This window comes from Streptacidiphilus sp. MAP12-33, assembly GCF_041261265.1.
Lineage (GTDB): Bacteria > Actinomycetota > Actinomycetes > Streptomycetales > Streptomycetaceae > Streptacidiphilus.
On record NZ_JBGCCA010000014.1, the window covers coordinates 45,284 to 67,803 of the forward strand.

Here is a 22,520-nt window from a genome sequence, read left to right on the forward strand (position 1 = left end):
ACCACCGTCATGAGCAAGCACACCCTCTCCGTCCTGGTCGAGAACAAGCCGGGCGTCCTGGCCCGGATCGCGGCCCTGTTCTCGCGCCGCGGCTTCAATATCGACTCCTTGGCCGTCGGGCCGACCGAGCACCCGGACATCTCCCGCATGACGATCGTCGTCAACGTGGAGGACCTCCCGCTGGAGCAGGTCACCAAGCAGCTGAACAAGCTGATCAACGTGATAAAGATCGTCGAGCTGGACCCGTCCGCCGCGGTCCGCCGCGAGCTCATGCTCGTCAAGGTCCGAGCGGACGCGGAGACCCGCGGCCAGGTCACCGAGATCGTCCAGCTCTTCCGCGCGAAGACGGTCGACGTCTCCCCGGACGCGGTGACGATCGAGGCCACGGGCAGCAGCGACAAGCTGGAGGCCATGCTGAAGATGCTGGAGCCGTACGGGGTCAAGGAGCTCGTCCAGTCCGGCATGGTCGCCATCGGCCGCGGCGCCCGCAGCATTACCGACCGCTCGCTCCGCGCTGTCGAGCGATCGGCCTAGCTGCACTACCTAGGGGCGCGAGGAACTGCGCGAGCAACCACCGGCGTGCGGATGGCCCTGCGCGTTCGGCCTGCTACCTGCGTGGGTGGCTTGTCGCGCAGTTCCCCGCGCCCCTGACGAACCAGCTGTGAGACGCTAGTCTCACGTTTTGAGACATCCACCGTTCGCAAATGAGATCGCGCGTACGGTGTCCCCAAGGAATCCATCCCGCAAGGAGAAGCCAGCGATGGCCGAGCTGTTCTACGACGACGACGCCGATCTGTCCATCATCCAGGGCCGCAAGGTCGCCATCCTCGGTTACGGCAGCCAGGGCCACGCGCACGCGCTCTCCCTGCGCGACTCCGGTGTCGACGTCCGCGTCGGCCTGCTGCCGGAGTCCAAGTCCCGTGCCAAGGCCGAGGAGCAGGGCCTGCGCGTGGTGACCCCCGCCGAGGCAGCCGCCGAGGCCGACGTCATCATGATCCTGGTGCCGGACCCGATCCAGGCCGACGTGTACAAGGAGGTCGTGGAGCCGAACCTCAAGGCCGGCGACGCCCTCTTCTTCGGCCACGGCCTCAACATCCGCTTCGGCTTCATCCAGCCGCCGGCCGATGTCGACGTCTGCATGGTCGCCCCGAAGGGCCCGGGCCACCTGGTCCGCCGTCAGTACGAGGAGGGCCGCGGCGTTCCGTGCATCGTGGCCGTCGAGCAGGACGCCACCGGCAAGGGCTTCGAGCTGGCGCTGTCCTACGCCAAGGGCATCGGCGGCACCCGCGCCGGCGTCATCAAGACGACCTTCACCGAGGAGACCGAGACCGACCTCTTCGGCGAGCAGGCCGTCCTCTGTGGTGGCGCCTCCGCCCTGGTCAAGGCCGGCTTCGAGACCCTGGTCGAGGCGGGCTACCAGCCCGAGATCGCCTACTTCGAGTGCCTCCACGAGCTGAAGCTCATCGTCGACCTCATGTACGAGGGCGGCCTGGAGAAGATGCGCTGGTCCGTCTCCGAGACGGCCGAGTGGGGCGACTACGTCACCGGCCCGCGCATCATCACCGACCAGACCAAGGTCGAGATGAAGAAGGTCCTCGCCGAGATCCAGGACGGCACCTTCGCCAACACCTGGATCGCCGAGTACAAGGCCGGTCTGCCGAAGTACAACGAGTACAAGAAGGCCGACAGCGAGCACCTGCTGGAGACCACCGGCAAGAAGCTGCGCAAGCTGATGAGCTGGGTCGACGAGGAGGCGTAAGTCGCCTCGTCAGCGGGGGTGGTCACCTGACCACCCCCGCTGCTTTGTACGGAACGTAGCGTCCCTGGCGGGTGATTCTTCCGCTGGGGCACTCGGCGGATGCGCCACCGCCGATAGACTCGATTTGCGCGTCAGGCTCACAGCGTCGTGCGTCTCCAACGCGGCATGCCATCGTCCCCTCCATGCCGTCCAAGCAACGCGGGTGCCACCCTCACACGCACGGCTTCGGGGAGAACCGGACAGTAAGGACAAACTGTCGTGAGCAGCAAGCCTGTAGTTCTCATCGCTGAAGAGCTGTCGCCTGCCACCGTCGACGCGCTCGGGCCGGACTTCGAGATCCGCCACTGCGACGGTGCCAACCGCGCCGAACTCCTTCCCGCCATCGCGGATGTCGACGCGATCCTGATCCGCTCCGCCACCAAGGTGGACGCGGAGGCGATCGCCGCCGCCAAGAAGCTCAAGGTCGTCGCCCGCGCCGGCGTCGGCCTGGACAACGTGGACGTCCCGTCCGCCACCAAGGCGGGCGTCATGGTCGTCAACGCGCCGACGTCCAACATCGTCACCGCCGCCGAGCTCGCCTGCGGCCTGCTGCTGTCGACGGCCCGTCACATCCCGGCTGCCAACGCCGCGTTGAAGAACGGCGAGTGGAAGCGCAGCAAGTACACCGGCGTCGAGCTGGCCGAGAAGACCCTCGGCGTCGTCGGCCTCGGCCGCATCGGCGTGCTGGTCGCGCAGCGCATGTCGGCCTTCGGCATGAAGATCGTCGCCTACGACCCCTACATCCAGGCCGCCCGCGCCGCGCAGATGGGCGTCAAGCTCCTGCCGCTGGACGAGCTGCTCGAGGTCGCCGACTTCATCACCGTGCACCTGCCGAAGACCCCGGAGACCATCGGTCTGATCGGCGACGAGGCGCTGCACAGGGTCAAGCCGACCGTCCGCATCGTCAACGCCGCCCGCGGTGGCATCGTCGACGAGGAGGCGCTGGCCGCCGCCCTCAAGGAGGGCCGGGTCGCCGGCGCGGGCCTGGACGTCTTCGTCAAGGAGCCCTGCACCGACTCGCCGCTCTTCGGGTTCGACAACGTCGTGGCCACCCCGCACCTCGGTGCCTCCACCGACGAGGCCCAGGAGAAGGCCGGCATCGCCGTCGCCCGCTCGGTGCGCCTCGCGCTCGCCGGTGAGCTCGTGCCGGACGCGGTCAACGTCCAGGGCGGCGTCATCGCCGAGGACGTCCGTCCGGGCCTGCCGCTGGCCGAGAAGCTCGGCCGCATCTTCACCGCGCTCGCGGGCGAGGTCGCGGTCCGCCTGGACGTCGAGGTGCGCGGCGAGATCACCCAGCACGACGTGAAGGTGCTGGAGCTCTCCGCCCTCAAGGGTGTCTTCGAGGACGTCGTCGCCGAGACGGTCTCCTACGTCAACGCCCCGCTGTTCGCGCAGGAGCGCGGCCTCGAGGTGCGTCTGTCGACGCTGAGCGAGAGCCCGGAGTACCGCAACGTCATCACCGTCCGCGGCACGCTGACCGACGGCCGCGAGATCTCGGTGGCGGGCACCCTGACGGGCCCGAAGCGCCAGCAGAAGATCGTCGGCGTCAACGACTTCGACGTGGACGTCGCCCTCACCGACTACATGGGCTTCTTCCGCTACGAGGACCGCCCGGGCGTCGTCGGCACCCTCGGCCGCCTCCTCGGCGACGCGGGCATCAACATCGCCGGCATGCAGGTCTCCCGCGACGAGGAGGGCGGCGACGCGCTCGTCTCCCTGACGGTCGACAGCGAGATCCCGCAGGACCTGCTCACCGAGATCACCACCGAGATCGGCGCGAAGTTCGCGCGCTCGGTCAACCTCTCGGCCTGAGCCCCACCGCTGTGGCGAAACCCCGCCAGGACCCTGTCCTGGCGGGGTTCGTCGCTGTGGCGAGGGGCGGTTCCGGTCAGTCGCCCGCGACGCCCACGTGTTCCGCGAGCCAGGCGTTGAGCGGGCGGGTCGCCTTCAGGAAGCCCAGCACGTGCTGTTTGGCCTCGGCGGTGCCGAGCCAGGGCTCGACCGGCCACTGGCGCCAGGCGGCCATGCTCTTGTTGCGCAGCAGTTCGATGCGCGGGTGGTCCTTGGGGTAGCCGCGCGGGGCGCTCTTGAGCCGGCCGTGGGCCATGATCTCGATGTCGGCCCGGGTGAGCTTCGCGATGACCGACTCCAGGGCCTTGCCCGGCTTCTCCTCGGCGACCGCCTCGCGGTAACGGGTGAGTTGGTCCGGGTTCATCATGTAGCAGCCGCTGCCCGCGCCCAGGCCGTCCGCGGAGAGCTGGACGTAGCCGCCGCCCTCCAGGACCGCGCCGATGTGCGTCTTGTACGGCGACTTGTCGGCCGAGAACCGGATGTCGCGGTTGGGGCGGAAGACCTTGGCCTCGCCGTACGCGGGCGCCAGCTCCTCCAGCAGCGCGGCCATCGGCTCACGGACGCAGCGCTCGTAGACGTCCTTGTGGGAGGTCCAGTAGTCCTTGCTGTTCTCCGCCTCGAGGCCCTCGTAGAACTCGAGTGCCTCGGCCGGCCAACCCTGGAAGCTCATAGTCCGAGGTTAGACCCCGTGCTCGGCCTTCGCGGAGTGAACAAGCCGTCGGCCCCGCCCCGGAAACGAATCCCGGGACGGGGCCGACGGCTTCTCTGCGACGCTACGCGTTGACGCGTTCCGGCGCGGCCGGGCTCGGGGCGCGGGGCGCCTCCAGCGACTTCGGCATGTGGGCCGACCACCACTTGCGGGCGGGCTCCTCGACCAGGGTGTAGAGCAGCCAGGCGACGAGGGTGCCGACGGCGGCCATCACCAGCAGGATCCACACGTTGGCGGCACTGGCCGGCTGGTTCAGGTGCAGGTCGTAGCAGGCCTGGATGACCTGCTGGTGCACCAGGTAGAAGCAGTAGGACCAGGCGCCCAGGAGGACCAGGCCGCGGCGGTGCAGCAGGCTCTTCCGGCCGTCCAGCTCCCGCTGGACGAAGGCGACGATGAGCAGCACGGAGATGACCGCGACGGTCTGGCGCACGGTGGCCTCGATCTGGATGCCGAACCAGCCGTAGGGGCCGACCGCGTGGGTCGCGTACACGGGAATGTACGCGACGAGCAGGAGCAGGACCGGCCACGGGCTCAGCCGGAGCCGCCAACCGCGACGCAGGGCGAAGGCGAAGGCCATGCCGAGGGCGAACTCCGGCAGGTACACCACCGGGTTGCGCATGATCCAGGACTCGGTGTTGGCACTCACGTGGTACTGCGCCCAGAAGTCCAGCGCCCACATGGCCGCCAGGCCGAGGCCGGCGATCAGCATCAGCGTCCGGGTGCGCAGCCGGACGAAGCCGCGGTAGATGAACGGGAAGAGCAGGTAGAAGAGCAGCTCGACGCTGAGCGTCCAGGTCACCGGGTTGCCCGGCAGGCTGGGGTTCACCGAGGGGAACCAGGTCTGCACGAGGAACAGCGAGGAGAGCGTGGAGAGCACGTCGGTGTGGTCCGGGCCCCAGGCGAAGGCGTAGAAGATCAGCATCGCCGGGATGGTGGCCACCAGGTGAGCCGGCCAGATGCGCCCGGCCCGACGCCAGTAGTAGCCGCCCAGGCTCTGGGTCCCGGGGCGCCAGCTCCAGGCGAGCAGGAAGCCGGACAGGACGAAGAAGAAGGTGACGCCGTGCGCGCCGATCGTCGACCAGGGGTAGAGCCAGGGCACCCGCGCGAAGCCGCCGCGCGGGACGAAGCCGTTGAAATGGTGCACGAACACGGCGAAGGCGGCGAAGAAGCGCAGACTCGTCAGCGCGTCCAGGCGGGAGCGGGTGTTCGGCGGCGCCTCGGCGCGGTGGAGCAAAGAGGAGGACTGTTGGGTGCGCACCCGGGAACGATAACCCGAACGGGCCATCCGGTGTCGGAGTGGTGTCCGCAATGGAACCCTTTGCGCGGGCTGGAATCCGGTGAGTTTTCCGTGAGCGCGCGGCAGCCGGGGGCGGCGGTCGGCTGCGGCTCGTGGCCCCCGGGGACGACGCGTCTCCGGGGGCCACGAGGGCGGTTCCAGGGTGTGGTCAGGCGAGCTGGAGGCGGGCGGCGAAGGTGCTCCAGCCGCCGCTGATCGTGTGGTAGTCGGTGAAGCCGTTGCCGTTGCTGACGCCGAGGGTCATGTCGCCGTTGGGCTGGATGATCTCCATGTCGGCCTTGCCGTCGCCGGTGACGTCGCCGAACTTGATCTTGCCGTCGTAGCCGCCCCAGCCGGAGCTGATCTGGTGGTAGTTGGTGAAGCCGTCGCCGGTGCCGACGCCCATCTGGATGGTGCCGTCGGGCTCGTAGATGAGGATGTCGGCCTTGCCGTCGCCGGTGACGTCGGCGAACTGGATGCGGGGGTAGTAGGTGGACCAGCCGCTGCTGATCTCGTGGTAGTTGGTGAAGCCGTTGCCGTTGCTGATGCCGACGGTGAGGGTGCCGTCCGGCTGGAAGATCAGCATGTCGGCCTTGCCGTCGCCGTTGATGTCGGCGAACTGGATGCGGCCGTCGTAGCCGCCCCAGCCGGAGCTGATCTGGTGGTAGTTGGTGAACCCGTTGCCGGTGCCGACGCCCATCTGGATGGTGCCGTCGGGCTCGTAGATCAGGAGGTCGGCCTTGCCGTCGCCGGTGACGTCCGCGAAGTGCAGGCGACCGTCGAACCCGCCCCAACCGCCACTGATCTCGTGGTAGTTGGTGAAGCCGTCGCCGGTGCCGACGCCCATCTGGATGGTGCCGTCCGGCTCGTAGATCATCAGGTCGGACTTGCCGTCACCCGTCGCGTCATGGGTCACGTTGTTGGCGATGTTGTTGTAGCGGTAGGGCAGGAAGCCGTTGGCGGTGAGGTAGCTGCGGGTGTAGAACGAGTCGTCCTCACGGGCGGTCAGGCCGCTGTGGGGCTCTTCGAGGATCTCGGCGGTGGTGTGGGAGGAGTCGGTCCAGCCCTTGAACAGGACGACGTGGGTGGAGATGTTGTCGATCATGTCGCCGGGCTGCAGGTCGTCCAGGCTGGACAGCTCGGTGGCGAAGTTCGGCAGGGTCGCGGTGTTCTCGCCCCAGTTGGGGGCGCTGTCCTGGAGGTCCCAGGCCATGGAGATGAAGCCGGAGCAGTCGCGACGGTAGGTGCCCGACGCATCGGTGTAGGGCGTCTTGTTGTCCTCGCTGTACTGAACTCCGGCGGCCACCCAGGCTTCGGCGCGGGCCAGGACCGCGCTGCGGCTGATGGTGTTGCCGGCGTTGGAGTCCCGGGGGCTCAGCCCGTGGTGGGTCCCGGCCTTGAACGCCTTGGCCTTCGCCAGGGCGGCGGCGATCTGCGCCGGGGTGCCGTTGGTAATGGGGTTGGGCTTGGAGGCGACACCCTGGTGCTTCGTGGTCTTCGCCGGTCCCGTGTGGTGGACGCCGACCGGGGCCTTCGGAGCCGCGGCGTTGGCGGGCAGGGCGGTGAGGCCGGCGATCGCCGCGGCGGCGACGGTGGTGGCGACGACGGTCGTCCTCAGACGCTTGCTCATCGTGGGCATGACAGACAGATCCCTCTGGGAGAGCACCCTTGGGTGCGGCGTGTTCAAGGAGGCGCCCTGGGCCTCGTCAGGCGTCGTCGGTGGCGGCTGTCCTGCAGGAACAGCCGGCCCGGGTGGCCGTACGGGAGGGCGCGGGCGAAGCGGACGGTGCCAGGCGTTGGCTGGTCAGCGGCTCGTCTGGTTCCCCGGTGGGGCGTGAGCCGGAAGGACGGCTGTCCTGCAGGAACAGCGGTCGTCGGACGCGAGGTGACTGCCTGGTCGGGCTTTTGGGCTGTACGGTTCTCCGGCTACACGGCCGTGAGCCGCGGCGGGAGGTAGCGGTCGCGCAGCACGGGAGACGCCCGGTGGCTGCGGCTCAGCAGGGCCTCGGCCCGGTGGATCGGGGTCGGCGCCACGGCTGCGCTGTCGGATCGGGTGAGCAGGTAGAGAAGGAGGTCCACCCGGTCGGACTCGGGGCGGCAGGAGGCGTGTTCGAGGCCGTCGTCCGGGGTGGTGTGAGCCCACAGGGCGTCGAGGACCTCGGCGGTCTCGCCCGGCGGGGGCAGGCCGGCCGCCAGGCGGCGGGCCAGGCTGGCGTAGACGATCTCCACGGTCGGCTCAGCCCCACGCGGAGGTGTCCGGGGAGGCGGCCTGGGCCACGGGGGCTGCGACGGCCGTGGCCTGGGTGGTGGCGGCGTTCGCGTTCGAGGGAGCGGCGACGGCAGCGGAGGGGAGCAGGAGCACGGTGCCGAGGGCGAGGGAGGCGACCGCGACGGCCTGGGCGAAACGGGTGCGGATCATGGTGATCGTTCCTTTCGGGTGGAAGCGACTGGTGTCCTGAACCGGTCTGGCGTCCCGCGGTTGACGCTTCGTCCGGTTGCCGTCCGGGTGTTCCCTGCCGGCGATGAATAGCTTCGCCGCAGATCACGGCCCATGGAAGGGGTTCCCGGTGCCCTGAACCGGACCTGTCCTGATCAGGAATCGATGTCACGTACATGTCATGTCACCGCGCCTGGACTGCTCGGCGCCGCGACCTCAACGAAGCCCCCTTGACCGCCCCAACCTGCACAAATGCCACACAACGATCTTGAAATGTTCACGAACGAGCTGCGATGCTGAGCCGGACGCGCGGCCAGGGGGGACGCGCCGAACAGGATGGCCGTGTTCTCATGCTCGAAGCACTAGGACTGAGTACTGCCGCAGCGTCCGTGTACCAGGCCATGCTCGACCACCCGGGCCACAACGTGGACCGCCTCGCCGGGGCGTGCGCACTGACCCCAGGAGAGGTCCACGACTGCCTCGACGAGCTCGCCCAGCTGATGCTGGTCCGGGCCTCCAGTGAGCATCCCGGGCAGATGCGCGCGGTGGCGCCGGAGATCGGGCTGGCGGAGATGGCCGCCCGCCAGGAGGCGGAGCTCGCCGCCCGTCAGGCGCGGCTCGCCGCGTCGCGTGCCGCGGTGACCCGGATGGTCGCCGACCGCGCCGAGACGCGTGCCGCGCACGGCGAGCGCCTGCTGGGCATGGACGCCATCCAGGGCCGTATCGAGCAGTTGGTCCATGCGGCGAGCACCGAGATCATCGGCGTCCAGCCAGGAGTCCTGCGCCCCGAGGACGTCGCCGCCGCGCGAGCCCAGGACCTTGCCGCCCTGGCCCGTGGCGTCGCGATCCGTTCCCTGTTCCAGGAAGCCGCCCGTCACCACGCCCACATCGAGGCGTTCGCCGACACCCTGCTGGCCCACGGCGGCGAGGTCCGCACCGCACCCGCCGTCCCGCAGCGCACCGTCATCATCGACCGCGCCCATGCCCTGGTCCCCATCGACCCGGCGGACACCCGCAAGGGCGCGCTCCACGTCACCGAGCCCGGTCTGGTCCACGCCCTGCTCGAACTCTTCGAGCAGGCGTGGAGCACCGCGGTGCCCCTCGGCGCCGTCCGCCCCGACGACCCCGAGACGGGCCTGACCGGCCACGAGCGAGAGCTGCTGCGCCTGCTCGGCTCCGGGCTCACGGACGAAGGGGCCGGCCAGCGTCTCGGCGTCACCGACCGCACGGTCCGCCGCCAGATGGCCTCCATCATGGAGCGCCTCGGCGCGACCAGCCGCTTCGAGGCCGGCATCAAGGCTGCCCAGCGCGGTTGGTTGTGACCGCTGCCCATCGGGTGAAGCGTCATCTCGAATAGTAGGAAATCCGAGTATCTCTGGAGACAGTTGCTGCCCGCTGTCGTACCGTGAAATGACAAGCAACCGGACGGTCTGCCGTATCCACGGCCTGATCCGGTTCGGCCTCAGCGCAGGAGACCCCTGTCCGGCCCGCATTCACGAAAACGGACCGCACGAACTCTCCCCAGGAGTCTCCCCATGCACGCTGTGAAGACGCGTACCCGTCGTACCCCCGCCACCGCCAAGGACCGCGCGCAGGCCGCCGCCGCCCTGCAGCGTGCCCTGGACCGCCGCGACAACGGCGGCGCCACCGGGCACGAGCTGCAGGCCGACAGCGGGATCGCTACGCCGTCCTGGTGAGGATCTTCCGCGACAGCACGAAGGTGAACGGGATCGCGGCGAGCGCCGCCACCAGCGGAGCGATCTTGTCGCTCATGCCGCACCCGTTCACCAGCACCACCGTGCCGACGCTCGTGATCACGTAGTTGGTCACGTTCGTCAGCGGGAACCGGATGAACTTCGCCCAGGTGGGCTTCGTCCGGTAGGTGAAGTAGGTGTTCATGAAGAACGACCCGATCATGCTGAGCACGAACGCGATCGTGTAGGCCAGGAAGTACGGCATGTGCGGGTGCAGCAGCAGGTACGACGCGTAGAAGGTCGCCGTGTTGACGCCGCCGACCATGCCGAACTTGATGATCTGCCAGAGGTCCTTCCGGCCCACGCGCGGCTGCTCGGCCGCGCTGGACGCCGAGGACTCCGCGGACGTGTCGGTGGTCACCGTCGTCACCGCCGTTCCAGCCGATCCCCCGCGCGCTCCTTGACCAGGAAGTGCGGGCGCCGCTTGGTCTCGTAGTAGATGCGGCCGATGTACTCGCCGACCAGCCCGATCATGGCCATCTGCAGGCCGCCGAGGCCGACGATCGCCACGAGCAGGGTGACGTAACCGGGCGCGGTGATCCCGTTGACGATGGCCAGCACGGTGATGACGGCGGCGTAGGCGAACGCCAGCGCGCTCAGCAGCAGGCCGACGTGGATCCCGAGACGCAGCGGACGGTTGTTGAAGGAGATCAGACCGTCGATGGCGTAGTTCAGCAGCGAGCTGAAGCGCCACTTGGTCTCGCCAGCCTCGCGGCTGGCGTTCTGGTAGTCGAAGGTGACGGTGTCGAAGCCGATCCAGGAGAACAGGCCCTTGGAGAACCGGTTGTACTCCTGCAGCGACAGCAGCGCGTCCACCGCCTGGCGCGACAGCAGCCGGAAGTCACCGACGCCGTCGGTCAGCTCCACGTCCACCGCGCGGTTGATGAGGCGGTAGTACAGCTTGCTGAACAGGGTCCGGACGAACTTGTCGCCGTCCCGGGTGCGCCGGGCTATCACCTGGTCGTGACCGTGCTGGTAGAGCTCCAGCATCCGCGGGATCAGCGCGGGCGGGTGCTGCAGGTCCGCGTCCATGAGCACCACGGCGTCGCCGGTGGCCTCCTGGAGACCGGCCAGCATCCCGGCCTCCTTGCCGAAGTTGCGGCTGAAGGAGACGTACCGGGTGGTCTCGGGGTTGTCCTTGGCCAGCGTGCGCAGCAGGTTCAGGGTGCCGTCACGGCTGCCGTCGTCGACGTAGCAGACCTCGTACTCGATGGGGAGCTCGTCCAAGGTCTCGCGGATCTTGGCGTCGAAGAGCTGCAGGACAGCTTCCTCGTTGTAGCAGGGGACGACGATCGACAGTCTCATGTGGCGATTCCGGGTCTCATCAAGCTGGGGGACGGAAAAGCGGGAAACGACGGCGGACCCAGAGGTAGCCGGGCGGGACGAGCAGCCCCATCAGGCCGATGCCGGTGCCGATGGCACCGGTCCTGACTCCGGGGGGAGTGTATGTGCAGGACAGCTTGCTCGCACCGGAGGGGCCCAAGGGAATACCGAACAGCCCATCGTAGTCGACCGGGGAGACCGCTGCGGAGCCGTCGACCGAGCAGCTCCAGCCGGTGCGGACGGTGCTCGCGAACACCGCGTAGCCGGTGCTGCCGCGGGGGAGCCGGGCCGAGAAGCCGTGCCCGGAGACCTGGAACTCGGTGGGTCCGCTCGCGTGCTGCGCGGCCACGGCCGCGTCGAGCTTGGCCAGGTCCAGGCAGCCGATCTGCGCCGCCAGGAAGGTCTGCGGGCGCGGCGAGCGGACGGTCATGGTGATCTTGCCGTCGGCGCCGACCGTGCCGAAGCCCGGGAGGCCGTACTTGGTCAGGGGGTAGGAGCCGAGTACGGCCGCCGAGGTGCCGTTCACGGTGATCGTGCCGCTGACGAAGCCGCTGTTGACGTGCACCTCGGAGCCGACCGGGCAGCTCGCGGTGAACGTCGGGACCGTCTGCCCCGCCTTGGTGCCCGGCACCACCAGCTGGCCGTCGGACCGGAACTCCGCCGGTGCGCCGGCGGTCTGGGTGAGCTTCGGCACCTCCCAGACGGTCGCGCCCAGCAGGTCGTCGAGCCGCTGGAACGGCGTGGTGGCCGCGGCACCGGCCGGGCCGTGCGGGTGCACCGTCAGCAGCGGCGAGGCGGTCTGGTGGCGCTGGACGAACCCGTTCGCGTTGTTCGGATCGGAGGAGGCGTCCTGCAGGTAGCTGGTGACACCGAAGACCGCCCGGCCGGCCGGGTCGTCGGGGCTGAACACGTGGCGGCCCGCCATCGTGTACATCAGGCCCAGCCGGCCCATCGCGACCGCGGTCTGGGCCGGCACGTAGCTGCTGTAGTAGTCGCCGCCCTGGCCGCCCAGCAGCTGGGAGTCGTTGTCGGCGAAGGAGTGCGGTCCCGGGTCGGTCCGGGAGACCGGCCAGTGGTCCGTGGCCGCCAGCGCCGCCGCGGCCGCCTTGGTCTGCGCGTTCACGGTGGCCTTCGGCGCGAAGAAGGGCCGGTGGCGGTCGCGCAGCGCGTCCAGGGAGTAGACCTGGACGACCCCGCCCGCGAAGACGGTCAGCGCGAGGGCCGCACCGACCACCCGCGTGGCCCGGGCGTGGCCCCGGGACCTGCGCAGTGCCTCGACCCCGGCGATCGCCAGCAGGCCGCCGACCACCACGGTCGGGAGCATGTACTCGAGCTCACGCGAGCCGTGCACGGTGCCGAACACGGCGCAGACCACGACGACCACGATCAGCGCCGCCCCGCCGAGCAGCTCCTTCAGGGCCGGGCGGCGGCTGAGCGCCAGCCAGGCGACGGTGACCAGCATCGCGCTGTAGACGAAGGCCTCGCGGAACGGGCTGCCGTTGGGCGCCGCACCGCCGTGCCAGAGGATCAGGGTGGGCTGGAAGATCATGCTGGCCCAGGTGACGACGAGCAGCGCCGTCCAGGCGATCCGCTCGCGCACCGGCACCCGGCGCATGAACGGGAAGGTGAGGCAGAGCAGCAGGGCGAGCATGCCGACCGCGGTGTCCGGCCCGGCGAACTGGTAGCGGACCGCCGGCAGCAGCCAGGCCACCTGGTCGACGAAGCTCGGCAGCCGGATCGGCGCGGGCGGCATCGGGGACGCCAGCTTGCTGGACTCGTAGGAGACCAGCAGCACGGGCGCCACCAGCGCCACGCCGATCGCGATCGCCGCCGCCGCGCGCAGCAGCCCGAGCACCTTGGTCCGCAGGCCCGCGTCCCACAGGAGCACGCGGACCAGTGCGATCAGCCCGGCGGCGAGCGTCGCCATGGCGGCCGTGTAGAAGTTGCCGAACCAGCCCACCGCCACCAGCAGGGGGGCGAGAACCCAGTGGCGCCCCCGCAGCGCCCAGTCCACCGCGATGCCGATCAGCGGCACCGAGACCAGGCCCCAGGACCACATCGGATCCGGCGAGCCCTCGTTCACCGCCCAGGCGCACAGCCCGAAGCCCACGGCGAGCAGCGCCCGCAGCCACGCCGAACCTGGTCGAACCCGGCCCAGCCAGTGCGTCATCAGCCCGGTGCCCAGGCCGATGCTCAGCAGCGTGGTCAGGAAGACCGGCATGTTCACCGCGTCGCGCGGGAACAGCGGGGTCAGCCAGGAGAAGGGGTTGGCCAGGTAGGTGAAGAAGTCGCCGAGGTAGGGGACACCGAAGGCGCTGCTCCAGTTGTAGAGGAGATCGCCGCCGCCCTTGCCGTGCAGGAGGTCCCAGAAATGTGCGTAGAACGGGACGAACTGGTTGCCGAGGTCGTTGATGGCCCGGCCGCGGGCGCCGAAGGGGTAGGTGCCGCGCACGGCCATGGCGACGCAGTACGCGCCCATCGCCAGCACGGCCGCGAACAGTCCGGCCCGCAGCTCCTGCCGGGGGCGGAGAGCCCGCGGCGCCACGGGGGCGCCGCCGGTGGACACGTCGCGCTGCGCCCGCTGATCGACGGACGGGCCGGTGGTATGCACCGTTCTTTCCAACTCCCTACCTGTGCAGCCCGGACCTGAGGCCCTCGGTCGGCCGCGTCAGCTCGAACGACTCGTGGTCGACGTCTCTTGCGTGTCGGTGTCGCCGACGACCTGCCACGCGCCCAGGGCCGCGGTGGCCGCGGCCGTGGCGGCCCGCGAGACGGCCAGCCGGCCGTCGGGGCCGAGCGTGAGGGCGACGGGTCGGCCCGAGGCGTCCTCGATCAGGCTAGGCGAGTGGACATGGAACGGCCCGCCGTGGCTCCAGGCGCTCGGCGCGCCCGTCGAGCTCGCGGCGGCCACCTGGCCCGAGTCGTCGCGCGCGGCCAGGACCAGGCCCGGCGCGGCCGCCCCGGTCCGGGTCAGGGCCGCGATCCGGCCGTAACCGCCGACGCCGTCCGGGGTGTCGGTCACCGTCCACTTGCTCTGGCCGGGCTTCTGGTCGGCGATCAGCACCCGGGCGCTCACCGGCTCGCGGTAGACCAGGCGGATGGTGCCGTCGGCGAGGGTCAGCGCGGTGAGCGCGTCGCAGGAGCCGGGCAGGCCGGTCGGCGCGCCCGGCCGAAGCGGGCCGCCGGGGGACTGCGTCGACCACTGGACCACGGACTTCGGCGCCGCGGCGAAGACATGCAGGTTGCCGTCCGGCGAAGTGGTCAGGCCCAATCCGTCGAGCACGCCGACGTAGCCCTTGTCGGCGAGCCCGTCGGGCGCAGGAGCGGAGACCCAGTCGGTCCAGGCGCCACCGGCCGGCCGGCGCCGCACGCTCACCGAGCCGGTCCAGTCGCGGACCACCAGGTTCAGCGCCCCGGAGGAGTCGAGCACGACGGCGGGAAAGCCCATCTCCAGCGACTTCTCCGGGTCGTTCCACGGGGTACCGAGGCTCTGCCACGGCCCGAAGCCCGGCGTGCCGCCCCGCGTGGCGTTCTGCTGGACGCAGGTCACCACCTCGCGGCGCTGCCGCTGCAGGCCGGTGTCGAAGCTGGTCCGCACGCCGAACAGGGCGATCGATCCGTCCTGCTGCCGTACGGCGGACAGCTGCCCGGCGAGGCCCACTCCGTCCGTCGGGCCGACGGCGACGGGCCCGATCCAGGCGTTGTGGCCGGCGGTGCGCTCCACCCACTGGACGGCCTTGCCGCTCAGTACGGCGAAGGCGGCAAGCCGCCCGTCGGGGAGTCGCGCCGACCAGTCGGTGGCGCCGGGGGCGGTGGTGCGCGTGCTGCGCGACCAGCTGTTGTGCGCCCCTGCCGAGCCGACCTTCAGGTCGCCGCAGCCGGCCGGGTCGCCGCAGTCGCGGTTGTCGCTCCAGCCGTAGACGTCGAGGGCGGCCTGCTTGCCGCGCAGCACCGCGGGGCCGAGGTTGACCGGCAGGTTAGCGGTGACGTAGCCGCGGAACGACTCGACGCTGCAGGCGCGCGGACGCTGCGCCGAGGCCCAGTAGTCCTGCAGGGCCTGGTGGGCGAAGTAGGCCGAGTAGGTGTGGTCCTGGTGGTCCAGGTAGAGCGGCACCCGCAGATCCGGCACCGGCGGCTTGGCGCCGCCGCCGAAGTTCTTGGGCGGGGTGGGGATGTGGATCGGGTTCGGATCCAGGGTGCGCACCACGGTCGGGTTCCAGCGCCGGTAGACCGCGACGATGGAGTCGATCACGTTCTGGCGGCTGTAGGTGTACTCCGACTGGACCGGCCCCTCCGCGGGAACCAGCGTGGGCAGCGCCTGCCCGGCGCCCAGCCACAGCCCGCGCAGGCTGGTGGCGTTGGCCATGGCCACCGAGCGGCTCTCGCGCAGCTCCATCCAGACCAGCTGGACGTGCGGGTAGTCGCGCAGGGTGTTGATCTCGACCTCGAAGCCGGGTATCAGCTCGGTGGCCTCGATGTCCCAGGGAGCGTCCCAGCGGCCGGTCACCATCTGCGAGTGGGCCGCGCGCAGGCCGTTCATCCGGGCGCGGACGAAGCCGGGCCGGTTGGACCGGTACTTCCCGCCCTTGTGCATCCGGGTGTGGTAGATGTTCAGGCCGTCCGACTCGCCGCCGGTCAGGCACAGCGTGACCGAGTTCGCCCCGCCCGCCGCCGCTGCCCTGAGCGAGAGCGACAGGTCGGGATTGTGGAAGTAGAGCCCGTCGTCGGCGTGCGCGATGACGTGGACGTAGGAGGCGCCGGTGGTCACCGCACCGATCGGGGTGGGCGAGGTCGTGCCCCCGTCCCCCTGGCTGTCCGGCCCGGCCGCCCCGGGGAGGAGTTCCCACAGGCCGGCTCCCGCGAGTACCGTGACGGCCGCACCACCACCGAGCTGAAGTGCGCGGCGACGGGTCAGGGGATCCGCCGGGCGGAACTTCGTCATGGGTGGGGGCCTTCGTCACTCAGCACGTACGAACTCGTTCGTGGCGGGTTTGTCTCTCGTTGCACGATAAGACAGTCGTGCAAGAACGCACGGTAAGAGCGCGTTCCCACGTCCCTTGCCCTGCGTTCATCAAGAGGACGCCGGGAAGGGTTGGTTCGGTTCCGACCGATCCCCGCCGGCCGGTCAGACCGGCTCGCGGGTCGCCGACCCGGCCGGGGTTCCGCCGCCCAGGGTCGCGGACGAGGCGGGCGCCCAGTCGGTGAACGGCGCGCCGGGCGCGGGCGAGGTCTGGCGGGCGAGGTGGAGCCCGCCGTCGCTGTGCAGCGCGACGGCCACGGCCCGGCCCTTCGCGTCCACGGCCAGGCCGGGCACGTGCACCACGAAGGCCTCGTCCGACTGCCAGGCGGCCGGCAGAGCGGCTGCCCCGGAGGTCGCGGCGGCGACCCCGCCGTCGTCGTTCCGGGTGACCAACGCCACACCGGCCGGGGCGCCGGCCAGGCCGGTCTGCCGACCCACGACCAGGCCGTAGCCACCGGCGTTCGGCAGCTTGTCGGACACCCGCCAGGCGGTGCCCTTCGGCGGCAGCTCGGCGACGATGATCCGGGTCGTCGAGGGCTCGCGGTACAGCAGCCGGATCGTGCCGTCGGCCAGCACCTGCCCGTTGACCGGCCCGGAGGAGAGCGGCAGCCCCACGACGGCGACCGGACGCGGGACGGCACCCGGCGTGGGGGAGACCCAGTGGGCCAGTGTCCTGGTGCTCGGCGCGAAGACGTGCACCGAGCCGTCCGGGGTGGCCACGGCGGCCAGTCCGTCCTGGATGCCGATCTGGCCGAAGCTCGGGATGTTGGCGGACAGGTTGGCCCAGGGCTGCCAGGTCGCGTCGCTGTCGCGCGTGCGCACGCTGACCCCGCCGGAGAAGTTCCGGACGAAGACGTGCAGGTTGCCCGCGCTGTCCACGGTGACGGCCGGGAAACCCATCTCCATGGCCTGGACCGGGTCGGCGTCCGGGCAGCCCAGGATCTCCCAGTTCCCGAAGACGAGCGGCTTGCCCGGCGCGCTGGTCTGCACCGCGCTGACCACCTGGCGGGTGGACCGGTGCGGGTCCGGGTCGAGCACCATGCGGACGGTGAACAGCGCGAGCCTGCCGTCGGGCATCAGCACCGCGGATATCTGGCCGGAGAACCCGGAGCCGCCGACGCGCATCGGTCCGTCCCAGCCGTCCTCCCCGGCCTTGCGCTGCACCCACTGCACGGCCGTGCCGCTCAGCAGTGCGAACGCGGCCAGCCTGCCGTCGCCCAGCCGGGCGACCCAGTCGGGGGCGCCGGGCGCGACGTAACGGGTGCTGCGTGCCCAGCGCTGGGTGACGTCCCAGGGGCTCAGCTTGCGGTCCGCACAGCCGGCCGGGTCGGTGCAGGAGCCGGCCGGCACGCCCATGCCGGCGTAGATCTGCAGCGCCTCGCGCTTCGGGTCGAGGACGGCGGGACCGAGATTCCACGGCAGGAACTCGTTGACGTAGCCGCGGTAGGTCTCGACGAGGCAGACCCGGGTCTGCTGGTCCTCGGCCCAGTACTCGTCGAGCGCCTGCTGGGCGAAGAGAGCCGAGTAGATGTGGTCCGCGTGGTCGGTGTAGACCGGCAGTTGCAGCTGGGGCACCGGCGGCTGCTTGCCGTTGCCGAAGTTCGGCGGCTGGCTGAACCGGTGGATCGGGTTGGCGTCCAGGGTCCGCACCACCGACGGGCGGTAGAGGCGGAAGACCGCCTTGAGCGAGTCGACGACCTGCTGGCGGGTGTACTGGTAGGAACCCGGGACCGGGCTCTCCTGCGGCTGGATGGTCTCCAGGGTCTGCGTGGCACCGAGGTACAGCCCGCGCAGGCTGTCCGGTACGGGATTGCCGATCGTGCGGTTCTCGCGCAGCTGAAGCCAGTACAGCTTGACGTTGGGCGCGGCCTCCAGGGTGTTGACCTCCACCTGGCGGCCGGCCACCAGCTCACCGGCGTCGATCGCCCACGGGCTCCGCAGGTCGCCGGTGGCTATGAAGGCCATCGCCCGCCGCAGCGCGTTCATCCGGGCGCGGGCATAGGCCGGCCGGTTGCGCGGGCCGGGCGCGTGCGGCTGGTTCCTGCCGTGGAGCTCGTTGCCCTCCAGGCCGTTGTAGCCGTCCGACTCGCCCCCGGTCAGGCAGACCACCACGCACGAGTGACCCGACTTCATGGCGAGCGCCAGCTCGGGGTCGTGGAAGTAGAGGCTGTCGTCGGCGTGCGCGATCACGTGCACGAAGGCGGTACCCGTGCTCTGCCCTATCGGCGAGACAACACTCGGAGGCGTCGCTCCCGCGTGCGCGGACGACGCGGAGACTCCCTGGAACAGCTCGCGTGCGGAGATGCCCACCACCGTCGCCGCCGCGGCACCACCGCCCAACCACAGGGCGCGACGCCTCGTCAGTCCCCCCGCCAGACGGCTGGTGATGCCTTCTGCCATGTGAGACGTGTCTCCTTCGAGCTGTGCCGGAGTTGTCAATCAGCCAATGCAGCACCGAACCCTAGCCCACCTGGAGATGTGGGCGAGGTGAGGCCCGGAGCGCTCGCTCTTACGTGTGACTGGACGCGGCAGGCCGCTACACTGTTCCATTCCGAAGGTCACGAATGGGTCCCGAGAGCAGGAAGCTGAATTGCGGAGCATCAAGGCGGCGAGCCTTTCGGCGGTCCTGTCGATGGCGGCCTACTGCGCCGGTCTGGCGATGTACGGAACGTATCCCTTCGGTGACCACTCGCGGGCCATGAACGACCTGCGCAACCAATACGTGCCTTTCCACGTGGGTTTGTGGGACCTGCTCCACGGCGCCGGACACAACAGCCTGTTCTTCAACTGGAACAGTTCTTACGGCGTCGGCTTTCTCGGTGAGTACTTCACTTACCTGGCCAACCCCTTCTCACTGCTGGTGGCCCTCTTCCCGCGACAGCAGGCCGATTTCCCCGTCTTCCTCGTCTCCTTGCTGAGCATGGGCCTGGCCGCCGCGATGATGACCGTCTTCCTGGGCCGCCTCGCGCCGGGTTCCGGCTGGCTGCGTGCCCTGCTCTCGGTCGGCTACGCGCTCTGCGGCTGGTCGGTCATCGACGGCTCGATCGTGCCGATGTGGATGTTCGGCCTGGCCGCGCTGCCGATGCTGTGCATCGCCGCCGACTGGTGCCTGCAGGGCCGCCGCTGGGTGCTGGGCGCCCTCGTGGTCGGCCTGTGCTGGTACGCCAACTTCTACTCGGCCGCGATGGCCACCCTCGGCGCCGCTCTGGTGCTGATCCTGCGTCTGGTCGTCGCCACGGACCTGGATCTGCGCGGCCGGCTGATGGTGCTGTGGCGGGCCGCCTCCATGATGGGTGTCGGCCTGCTCCTGGCCGCGCCCGCCATCCTGGTCTCCGGTCTCGCGTCGAAGGACGCGCAGCCCTCGGAGAGCTACGTCATATCCGTCGCCGTGGGGCCGCTGAACTACCTGGCCAAGTTCCTGCCGGGCGTCAACCCGGTGGTCAACGGGCCGAACGTCTTCGTCGGCGTGCTGGCGCTGCTGCTGGTCCTGGTCCTGCCCTTCCAGCGCAGGGTGCCGGTCCGGGCGCGCGTCGCCTGGCTCGTGCTGATCGTGCTGACCGCGCTCTCCTTCACGATCCACGCCACCGCACTGATCTGGCAGGGCTTCGCGATCCCGCACGGTGTGCCGTGGCGGGAGACCTTCGTGCTCAGCGGCTTCATGGTGATGGCGGCCTGGCTGGCCCTGGCCAACCGCCCGGACCGCCGCGCCCTGCTCGGGGGCGGTGGCCTGCTGGCGCTGCTCGCGCTGGTCACCGTCGGCACCCGCACGGCGAACTGGCTCAGCTGGACCCTGCTCGGCGTCGGTGGCGTACTCGCGCTCGGCGCGCTGGCGCTGCTCGGCCGGGAGGGCCTCGCGCCCGCCCGCCGCCGGCTCGTCTGCGGCCTGATGACCGTGGGCGTCTTCGCCGGCGCCACGCTGGGCATCTACAACGTGACGAACCTCCAGGACGGCCGCCCCGCCTACACCGGTCCGCGGACGACGATGAACAGCGTCACCGCCTCGGGCTACGACGCGATCAAGGCCGCGGACTCCTGGCCGACGCAGCGCTTCGACGTCGGCTCCGAGGTGTTCGTGACCGACAACGACCCGATCCTGATGGACGCCGAGGGCGGCTCGTTCTACAGCAGCTACATCCCGGCCGTCACCGCCACCGCGCTGCAGAAGCTGGGCCTGCCCTGGGCGATGGCCGGGCGGCACATCAGCCCGCCCACGGACCCGGTCGCCGAGGCGCTGCTGGCCGTCGGCCGGACGCTGACCCCGACGGGCGCCGGGACCGGCCGGGTCACGGCCAAGCCGGCCGCGGTCGCGCCGGTGCCGCTGGTCACGGTCCACAGCGGCGACGGCACCGACACCCACGGCGCGCCGGCCGGCACCGTCTGGGCGAACCAGCAGGCCCTGCTCGGGGCGGACGTCTACCAGGTGCCGACACTGCGTCAGACGAACTCCGGCGGCAGCGCCCTGGAGAGCGCACTGGGCGGCGTCGGCGGCAGCCAGGCCTGGCCGGTGCAGGCGCGGGCCACGAGCTCCTTCGGCTTCGAGTGCCGGGCCGGCAGCGCCGCGTTCCTCTACGCCCCCTACTTCAACGGCACGGTGACCTCGTTCGGGAAGGCCCGGAGTCTGACCGGTGCCTACCCCGTGGTCAGTTCGGGTGTCCGCTTCCTGGGCGACATGCCCGCCAACGGCCGGGGCACGGTCGAGGTCACCACGCCCCGGGCGGGGCAGCAGATCCCCCAGTACGCGGTGGGCTGCCTCGACCTGCCCGCGCTGAAGGCGGCGACCGCAGCCTCCGCGCAGACCGCGCCGACCACGCTGACGGCGCAGGGCGGGCACCTGGAGGCGTCCTTCCCGGCCGGCACCACGGGCACCGCGGTCGTCGCCACCACCGACGTCAAGGGCTGGTCCTGCGCGGTGAACGGCGGCGCGGCCAGGACGCCCTCGTCCTTCGGGGGGATGCTGGCCGTGCCCCTCGCCTCCTCGTCGAACGGCGGCGCCGAGCACCTCTCGTGCGACTACACCCCGCCCGGCCTCAACCCCGGTCTGGCCGGCACGGGCGCGGGCGCGCTGGCCCTGGCCGCGGTCCTGGCGGTGGCCTGGTGGCGTCGCCGCACGCCCGCCGACGCCTGACGCGGGCCGTCAGCAGGCCGGTCGGCAGCCTCGTCCATACTGCGGACAATGCGTGTCAATGCCTGGACGGCGGAGTAGGGTCCACAGCATGTCTCGCACTCTCCGCCTCGCAGTGATCCCTGGTGACGGTATCGGCCAGGAGGTCGTGGCCGAAGGGCTGAAGGTCCTCGCCTCGGCTCTCCCCGCCGACGTGAAGGTGGAGACCGCCGAGTACGACCTCGGCGCCCGCCGCTACCACGCCACCGGCGAGACCCTGCCGGACAGCGTGCTGGAGGAGCTCAAGGGCGCCGACGCGATCCTGCTGGGCGCCATCGGCGACCCGTCCGTGCCCTCCGGGGTGCTGGAGCGCGGGCTGCTGCTGAAGCTGCGCTTCGCGTTCGACCACCACGTGAACCTGCGCCCCGGAAAGCTCTTCCCGGGTGTCGCCTCGCCGCTGGCCGGCGACCCCGACATCGACTTCGTCGTGGTCCGCGAGGGCACCGAGGGCCCCTACGTCGGCAACGGCGGCTCGCTGCGCACCGGCACCGACCAGGAGATCGCCACCGAGGTCAGCCTGAACACGGCGTTCGGCATCGAGCGCGTCGTGCGCGACGCCTTCGCCCGCGCCCAGGCGCGTCCGCGCAAGAAGCTGACCCTGGTCCACAAGAACAACGTGCTGGTCCACGCCGGCCACCTGTGGAAGCGGATCTTCGACGCGGTCGCCGCCGAGTACCCCGAGGTCACCACCGACTACCTGCACGTCGACGCGGCGACGATCTTCTTCGTCACCCAGCCCGAGCGCTTCGACGTGATCGTCACCGACAACCTCTTCGGCGACATCCTCACCGACCTCGCCGCGGCCGTCACCGGCGGCATCGGCCTGGCCGCCTCGGGCAACATCAACCCCTCCGGCGCCTTCCCGTCCATGTTCGAGCCGGTCCACGGCTCGGCCCCGGACATCGCCGGCCAGGGCAAGGCCGACCCGACCGCGACGATCCTGTCGGTCGCCATGCTGCTGACCCACCTCGGCTACGACGCCGAGGCGGCGAAGATCGAGACCGCCGTCGCCGCCGACCTGGCCGAGCGCGCCGCGCTCACCGCTCCGCGCACCACCTCCCAGATCGGCGACGCGCTCGCCGCCCGAGTAGCCGGCTGACCCGCCGGCTCCCTCCGCACGCTTCACGCAGCACCGGGCCGGCGACGGCCCGGTGTTTCGGCGTTTTCGCTCCTCACCACCGGCCCTGGCTG

At 70.7% G+C, this 22,520-nt stretch carries 17 protein-coding genes; 7 read left to right on the forward strand and 10 right to left on the reverse strand.

The genetic code is table 11. The annotated features are described in order from the left end of the window. The first annotated feature begins 9 nt into the window (after window positions 1-9). The 3 genes from ilvN to serA all read left to right on the forward strand — a co-directional run bounded on the left by ilvN (window position 10) and on the right by serA (window position 3,610). Complete coding sequence (gene ilvN / locus ABH931_RS15895) at window positions 10-534, forward strand: acetolactate synthase small subunit (protein ID WP_370113614.1); 525 nt, start codon at window positions 10-12, stop codon at window positions 532-534. A gap of 226 nt (window positions 535-760) precedes the next feature. Next, the gene (ilvC, locus tag ABH931_RS15900; protein WP_370113616.1) at window positions 761-1,759 is read left to right on the forward strand and encodes a ketol-acid reductoisomerase; all 999 of its coding nucleotides are present in this window, start codon (window positions 761-763) and stop codon (window positions 1,757-1,759) included. Between the two features lie 258 nt (window positions 1,760-2,017). After that, window positions 2,018-3,610, forward strand: coding sequence for a phosphoglycerate dehydrogenase (gene serA / locus ABH931_RS15905; protein ID WP_370113618.1), 1,593 nt, complete (start codon window positions 2,018-2,020; stop codon window positions 3,608-3,610). A 76-nt stretch (window positions 3,611-3,686) separates the two neighbouring features. Here the strand turns inward: serA and ABH931_RS15910 are convergent, their stop codons facing one another. The 5 genes from ABH931_RS15910 to ABH931_RS15930 form a co-directional block, all read right to left on the reverse strand. Further along, entirely contained in the window at window positions 3,687-4,319 is a 633-nt protein-coding gene (locus tag ABH931_RS15910; RefSeq protein ID WP_370113619.1) for a DUF2461 domain-containing protein, read from the reverse strand. Between the two features lie 103 nt (window positions 4,320-4,422). Then, complete coding sequence (locus ABH931_RS15915; RefSeq protein WP_370113620.1) at window positions 4,423-5,616, reverse strand: acyltransferase family protein; 1,194 nt, start codon at window positions 5,614-5,616, stop codon at window positions 4,423-4,425. A 187-nt stretch (window positions 5,617-5,803) separates the two neighbouring features. After that, window positions 5,804-7,264, reverse strand: a complete 1,461-nt coding sequence (locus ABH931_RS15920; protein WP_370113622.1) for an FG-GAP repeat domain-containing protein — start codon at window positions 7,262-7,264, stop codon at window positions 5,804-5,806. 296 nt (window positions 7,265-7,560) lie between these two features. Continuing rightward, window positions 7,561-7,863, reverse strand: a complete 303-nt coding sequence (locus ABH931_RS15925; RefSeq protein WP_370113624.1) for a hypothetical protein — start codon at window positions 7,861-7,863, stop codon at window positions 7,561-7,563. A 7-nt stretch (window positions 7,864-7,870) separates the two neighbouring features. Further along, entirely contained in the window at window positions 7,871-8,053 is a 183-nt protein-coding gene (locus ABH931_RS15930) for a hypothetical protein (RefSeq protein WP_370113625.1), read from the reverse strand. A gap of 368 nt (window positions 8,054-8,421) precedes the next feature. Between ABH931_RS15930 and ABH931_RS15935 the strand changes: the two genes are divergently transcribed. Together ABH931_RS15935 and ABH931_RS15940 are read left to right on the forward strand one after the other, a co-directional pair. Beyond that, a complete protein-coding gene (locus ABH931_RS15935; protein WP_370113627.1) occupies window positions 8,422-9,393 on the forward strand; it encodes a LuxR C-terminal-related transcriptional regulator in 972 nt (323 codons plus the stop codon). A 213-nt stretch (window positions 9,394-9,606) separates the two neighbouring features. Further along, a complete protein-coding gene (locus ABH931_RS15940; RefSeq protein WP_370113629.1) occupies window positions 9,607-9,768 on the forward strand; it encodes a hypothetical protein in 162 nt (53 codons plus the stop codon). On the opposite strand, the gene ABH931_RS15945 is transcribed toward ABH931_RS15940, so the two are convergent. From ABH931_RS15945 to ABH931_RS15965, 5 genes are all read right to left on the reverse strand, one after another. Further along, window positions 9,752-10,090 (reverse strand): GtrA family protein, encoded by a 339-nt coding sequence (locus ABH931_RS15945; RefSeq protein ID WP_370113829.1) that lies wholly within the window; start codon window positions 10,088-10,090, stop codon window positions 9,752-9,754. The two genes, ABH931_RS15940 and ABH931_RS15945, sit on opposite strands and share 17 nt — an antisense overlap. A gap of 101 nt (window positions 10,091-10,191) precedes the next feature. Next, window positions 10,192-11,130, reverse strand: coding sequence for a glycosyltransferase family 2 protein (locus ABH931_RS15950; protein WP_370113630.1), 939 nt, complete (start codon window positions 11,128-11,130; stop codon window positions 10,192-10,194). A gap of 19 nt (window positions 11,131-11,149) precedes the next feature. Next, window positions 11,150-13,759 carry a YfhO family protein gene (locus ABH931_RS15955; protein ID WP_370113632.1) on the reverse strand — a complete coding sequence of 870 codons (2,610 nt, stop codon included), beginning with the start codon at window positions 13,757-13,759 and terminating at the stop codon, window positions 11,150-11,152. A gap of 57 nt (window positions 13,760-13,816) precedes the next feature. Further along, window positions 13,817-16,090 (reverse strand): PIG-L family deacetylase, encoded by a 2,274-nt coding sequence (locus ABH931_RS15960; protein WP_370113634.1) that lies wholly within the window; start codon window positions 16,088-16,090, stop codon window positions 13,817-13,819. Between the two features lie 183 nt (window positions 16,091-16,273). Then, a complete protein-coding gene (locus tag ABH931_RS15965; RefSeq protein ID WP_370113636.1) occupies window positions 16,274-18,568 on the reverse strand; it encodes a PIG-L family deacetylase in 2,295 nt (764 codons plus the stop codon). A gap of 190 nt (window positions 18,569-18,758) precedes the next feature. Here ABH931_RS15965 and ABH931_RS15970 point away from each other — a divergent pair, with 190 nt between their 5' ends. Next, a complete protein-coding gene (locus ABH931_RS15970) occupies window positions 18,759-21,293 on the forward strand; it encodes a YfhO family protein (RefSeq protein ID WP_370113637.1) in 2,535 nt (844 codons plus the stop codon). Window positions 21,294-21,381: 88 nt separating this feature from the next. After that, window positions 21,382-22,428 carry a 3-isopropylmalate dehydrogenase gene (locus tag ABH931_RS15975; RefSeq protein WP_370113638.1) on the forward strand — a complete coding sequence of 349 codons (1,047 nt, stop codon included), beginning with the start codon at window positions 21,382-21,384 and terminating at the stop codon, window positions 22,426-22,428. The last annotated feature ends 92 nt before the right edge of the window (window positions 22,429-22,520 follow it).

Bases quoted from the DNA above. Each gene is read 5' to 3' on its own strand.
- ABH931_RS15940 (WP_370113629.1), top strand. From the start codon at position 9,607: ATGCACGCTGTGAAGACGCGTACCCGTCGTACCCCCGCCACCGCCAAG.
- ABH931_RS15910 (WP_370113619.1), bottom strand. From the start codon at position 4,319: ATGAGCTTCCAGGGTTGGCCGGCCGAGGCACTCGAGTTCTACGAGGGC.
- ABH931_RS15975 (WP_370113638.1), top strand. From the start codon at position 21,382: ATGTCTCGCACTCTCCGCCTCGCAGTGATCCCTGGTGACGGTATCGGC.
- ABH931_RS15930 (WP_370113625.1), bottom strand. From the start codon at position 8,053: ATGATCCGCACCCGTTTCGCCCAGGCCGTCGCGGTCGCCTCCCTCGCC.
- ilvC (WP_370113616.1), top strand. From the start codon at position 761: ATGGCCGAGCTGTTCTACGACGACGACGCCGATCTGTCCATCATCCAG.
- ABH931_RS15935 (WP_370113627.1), top strand. From the start codon at position 8,422: ATGCTCGAAGCACTAGGACTGAGTACTGCCGCAGCGTCCGTGTACCAG.
- ilvN (WP_370113614.1), top strand. From the start codon at position 10: ATGAGCAAGCACACCCTCTCCGTCCTGGTCGAGAACAAGCCGGGCGTC.
- ABH931_RS15920 (WP_370113622.1), bottom strand. From the start codon at position 7,264: ATGAGCAAGCGTCTGAGGACGACCGTCGTCGCCACCACCGTCGCCGCC.
- ABH931_RS15945 (WP_370113829.1), bottom strand. From the start codon at position 10,090: ATGGTCGGCGGCGTCAACACGGCGACCTTCTACGCGTCGTACCTGCTG.
- ABH931_RS15950 (WP_370113630.1), bottom strand. From the start codon at position 11,130: ATGAGACTGTCGATCGTCGTCCCCTGCTACAACGAGGAAGCTGTCCTG.
- ABH931_RS15960 (WP_370113634.1), bottom strand. From the start codon at position 16,090: ATGACGAAGTTCCGCCCGGCGGATCCCCTGACCCGTCGCCGCGCACTT.
- ABH931_RS15965 (WP_370113636.1), bottom strand. From the start codon at position 18,568: ATGGCAGAAGGCATCACCAGCCGTCTGGCGGGGGGACTGACGAGGCGT.